Here is a 3823-nt window from a genome sequence, read left to right on the forward strand (position 1 = left end):
CCCGTCGCCTTCCGGTTTGTGCATATCACCTTGAGCCAGGGCCGCAAGCTTTGTGCTTTCGGCCGCCGGACCCAGCGCAGGTTGCGGCCCTGGCTCAAGGTGATCGTCACGTGTCAGGCGACGGGATGACCACCCAGCTACCTTGTGTTCACAGACCTCAATATCCGCGTACCGCGTTCACCTGCACGCGCAGTACCTGCGGATACGTCTTCGAGAACTCCTCCAGGCTGCCGCTGACCGACTCCATCGCCTCCCGGTATTTCGCCACGTACGTGGCGTTCTCGTGGGCCGGGGGCAGCGTGTCGGCCGGGTGGGCCAGGCCGCGGAACACCACGACGTCCCCGCCCTGCTCGTCGCTGTTGAAGTGGAGCGTCACCTGCGGCCGGTCGCGGATGTGGGACAGCCGCTTGGCGTGCGCGAGGTTGTAGACCAGGAAGCCGCCGTCGTCCCACACGAACCACACCGGGTTGGGCTGCGGGGTGCCGTCGGGGCCGGTCGTGGTGAGCCAGACGACCCGCTCGTGCTCGAGCCGTTCGCGCACCCGCTGCCCGAACGGGCTGGACGGGTCGGGGAGCACGTCACCTGCCATGTCCGCCAGCGTAGTGGCCGGGCTCACTTCCGGCGCAACTCCACGCACCGCCCGTGATAGGCATTCGGGGATCGAGCGCCGGAAAGGATCATCGATGCGTCTGCTGCTGCTGTCCAACTCGACCGCGCCCGGACGCGGATACCTGGAGCACGCGACCGACGCGCTGGGCGAAGTGCTCCAGGACGTGCGCCGCCTGGTGTTCGTGCCGTTCGCGCTGGCCGACCACGACGGGTACACGGCGATCGTCGCCAAGGCGCTGGCCCCGTTCGGCATCGAGGTCGCCGGCGCCCACCAGGACGATCCGATCAGGTTGCTGAACTCCGCGCAGGCCGTGTTCACCGGTGGCGGCAACACGTTCCGGCTCCTGCGCGAACTGTACCGCCGCGAACTGCTCGCCCCGATCCGCGACCGCGTCGCGCACGGCACCGTCTACATCGGATCGAGCGCGGGCACGAACGTCGCCTGCCCCACCATCCGCACCACCAACGACATGCCGATCGTGCAGCCGCCGACGTTCGACGCGGCCGGGTTCGTGCCGTTCCAGATCAACCCGCACTACCTCGACCCGCAGCCGGGATCCACACACATGGGCGAGACCCGTGAGGAGCGCATCGAGCAGTTCCTCGAGGAGAACGACGTGCCGGTGCTGGGAATGCGCGAAGGCACCTGGCTGCGCCGCGAAGACCGGTCCCTCACGCTGGGCGGCGACGACGCCGGCGCCCGCCTGTTCCGCCGCGGTTCCGAGCCCGCCGAGTTGCGGCCGGACGCGGACCTCAGCGACCTTCTAGCGTGCGAGATCGCCTGAGCTCGTCCGCCAGCTCGGCGCGGCGGGCCAGGACCTCGTCGCGCGACTTGGCCATGTCGTGCAGCACCGACTTGCGCTTGCGCAACGGCAACCGGTCCACGTAGAGGCCGCCGCCGAGGTGGTCGGTCTCGTGCTGCAGACACCGCGCGAAGTAACCCCGGCCCTCGACGACCAGCGGCTGCCCGTCCTGGTCGACCCCGCGCACGACGGCGTGGTCGGCGCGCGGCAGCTTCGCGTACGGGCCGGGCACGGACAGGCAACCCTCCGGCGCCTCGATCAGCCGCCTGCTGTCGACGGGCTCCTCGTCGAGCACCGGGTTGAGGATGTGGCCGATGTGCCGGTCGCCGTACTCGTCCCAGCAGTCCCACACGAACAGTCGCAGGTCGACGCCCACCTGGTTGGCCGCAAGGCCGGCGCCCTCGGCCACGTACAGCGTGGCGAACATGTCGTCGATCAGGGCCGACAGCTCCGGCGTGCCGAACTCCGCCGCCGCGCGGCACGGTCGTGCCAGGATCTCCTCGCCGATCTCGGTGATCCGCCGCGGCGTCCCGCGTCGGGCTTCCGGCAGCACCCGCGGGCAGTCGCCGACCGGCTGCCCCTGCACGTAGACGGCCATGCACCCCTCCTTGCAAAGCACTTTGCAAAGTAGCACACTTTGCAAAGTGGAGAACCGACCCGAGTCGAAGCTGCCCGACCACCCCGTCCGCGTCGCGCTTCTGGACCTGCTCGCCGAGCTGGGCACCGTCACCGCGAACGAGGCCGCCCGCCGCCTCGGGTACAGCTCCGGCCTGTGCTCGTTCCACCTGCGGCAGCTCGCGCGGGCAGGCCTGATCGAAGAGGCGCCGCGCGGCCGGGGGCGAATCAAGCCGTGGCGGCTGCGCTGGGATTCCGCGCAATCCCCGGACCCGGACGATCAAAGCTTCTCGGCCGTCCTGCACCTGACTCCGCACGAGCTGGCGGAACTCACCGCATCCGTGCGAGAATTGATCAAGCGTTTTCCGGAACGCGCATCCGGGGATCCCGATTCCCGGCCGGTCGAAGTCAATTTCTCCGCGTTTCTGGCGCCCGTGAACCGCACCCGTCAATAAAAGGTTCAACGGAGTTTCAGCAGCCGAGACAACCGTTTGCTACATTCGGATGACGATGCTTCGTGACCGCTCCGGCCCGTGCCTACCATGGTGCAACTGCGAGCGACGGGATGCGATCATGACAACGCACATCGATTTTCGCCCCGCGGACAGCTGCTTCGGCTGCCTCGTTCCCCACGAGCAGACCCCCGCCGACGAGGAATGGTGTTTCGACGCGCAGGGCCACCCGCTTTGCGGGCAATGCGCCCGCGACGAGCAGATCATTCACGAACCGTGGACGGGCCCACCGGAGGCCCGCCGCGCCGAATGGGATTTGGTGCAGGACCTGTCGTATTTCCTCCATTGACCTACCGCGCACGGCGAACTGTGCCGGGTGGGCTAACCTGAGCAACGCCAATGGCGTCGAGGTCAGCTTGTGCGGGGAGGTGAGCGCGATCGCGGACACCACGGCCCGCCCCACCGTGAGCAGGCGGCGCGAGGTCAGCCACACGAGCGCGCGGTCGGTGCTGATGACCGTGCTCGGCGAGTTCGTGCTGCCCCGCGACCGCCCGGTGTGGACCTCCACCCTCGTCGACGTGCTCGGCATGTTCGGCGTCGAGGAGAAGTCGGCCCGCCAGGCCCTGGCCCGCACCGCGGCCGAGGGCTGGCTGGTGTCGCAGCGGCAGGGCCGGCGCGTGCGCTGGTCGCTGACCGCGCCGGGACGGCGGCTGCTGACCGAGGGCGCCGAGCGCATCTACGGCTTCGGCCGCGCGGACACCCCGTGGGACGGCACGTGGCTGATGCTGCTGGTGTCGGTGCCCGAGACGAAGCGGGACCTGCGGCACAGCCTGCGCACGCGGCTGACCTGGGCCGGGTTCGGGTCGCCGACGCCCGGCGTGTGGATCTGCCCCGACCCGAGCCGCCAGGACGAGGCGAACTCCATCGTGCGTGAGCTGGGTCTGGACGCGGAGGCGATGTCGTTCGTCGCGTCGTACGGCCGGATCGGCGACGAGGACGCGATGGTCGCGCGGGCGTGGGACCTGACGGCGCTGGAGGAGCGCTACGAGGACTTCATCGACGAGTTCGCCGCGCTGGCGCCCGAGTCGGGCGAGGCGGTGCTGCACGCGCAGACCCGCCTGGTGCACGAGTGGCGGCGCTTCCCGTTCCTCGACCCGCGCCTGCCGGGCCGCCTGCTGCCCGACGGCTGGAGCGGCGCCAAGGCGGCCGAACTGTTCCACCGCAGGCACGTGGAATGGCGGCCGGTCGCGCAGCGCCACTGGGACACGCTGGTGAGCGAGGAAGAAGCGGCCTAGGGCGTGTCTGACAAAGATCGCGGTTGGTGGCTGGGATGCTGCTGGTTGT

General features: G+C 69.7%; 6 protein-coding genes. 4 read left to right on the top strand and 2 right to left on the bottom strand.

Translation table 11 applies throughout. The features are described 5' to 3' along the window. Positions 1-157 precede the first annotated feature (157 nt). Positions 158-589, bottom strand: a complete 432-nt coding sequence (locus L2C96_RS43985) for a TIGR03667 family PPOX class F420-dependent oxidoreductase (protein WP_237340306.1) — start codon at positions 587-589, stop codon at positions 158-160. A gap of 94 nt (positions 590-683) precedes the next feature. Between L2C96_RS43985 and pepE the strand changes: the two genes are divergently transcribed. Continuing rightward, positions 684-1394 carry a dipeptidase PepE gene (gene pepE / locus L2C96_RS43990; RefSeq protein WP_020421553.1) on the top strand — a complete coding sequence of 237 codons (711 nt, stop codon included), beginning with the start codon at positions 684-686 and terminating at the stop codon, positions 1392-1394. On the opposite strand, the gene def is transcribed toward pepE, so the two are convergent. Beyond that, positions 1363-2010 carry a peptide deformylase gene (def, locus tag L2C96_RS43995; RefSeq protein ID WP_237340307.1) on the bottom strand — a complete coding sequence of 216 codons (648 nt, stop codon included), beginning with the start codon at positions 2008-2010 and terminating at the stop codon, positions 1363-1365. The two genes, pepE and def, sit on opposite strands and share 32 nt — an antisense overlap. Positions 2011-2056: 46 nt before the next feature. Between def and L2C96_RS44000 the strand changes: the two genes are divergently transcribed. The 3 genes from L2C96_RS44000 to L2C96_RS44010 all read left to right on the top strand — a co-directional run bounded on the left by L2C96_RS44000 (position 2057) and on the right by L2C96_RS44010 (position 3774). Then, positions 2057-2482 (top strand): winged helix-turn-helix domain-containing protein, encoded by a 426-nt coding sequence (locus L2C96_RS44000; protein ID WP_237340308.1) that lies wholly within the window; start codon positions 2057-2059, stop codon positions 2480-2482. Between the two features lie 118 nt (positions 2483-2600). Then, complete coding sequence (locus tag L2C96_RS44005; RefSeq protein WP_020421556.1) at positions 2601-2828, top strand: hypothetical protein; 228 nt, start codon at positions 2601-2603, stop codon at positions 2826-2828. A gap of 115 nt (positions 2829-2943) precedes the next feature. After that, the gene (locus L2C96_RS44010; RefSeq protein WP_255346897.1) at positions 2944-3774 is read left to right on the top strand and encodes a PaaX family transcriptional regulator; all 831 of its coding nucleotides are present in this window, start codon (positions 2944-2946) and stop codon (positions 3772-3774) included. Positions 3775-3823: the final 49 nt, after the last annotated feature.

The organism is Amycolatopsis tucumanensis (assembly GCF_021654135.1).
Classification (GTDB): Bacteria; Actinomycetota; Actinomycetes; order Mycobacteriales; family Pseudonocardiaceae; genus Amycolatopsis_E; species Amycolatopsis_E tucumanensis.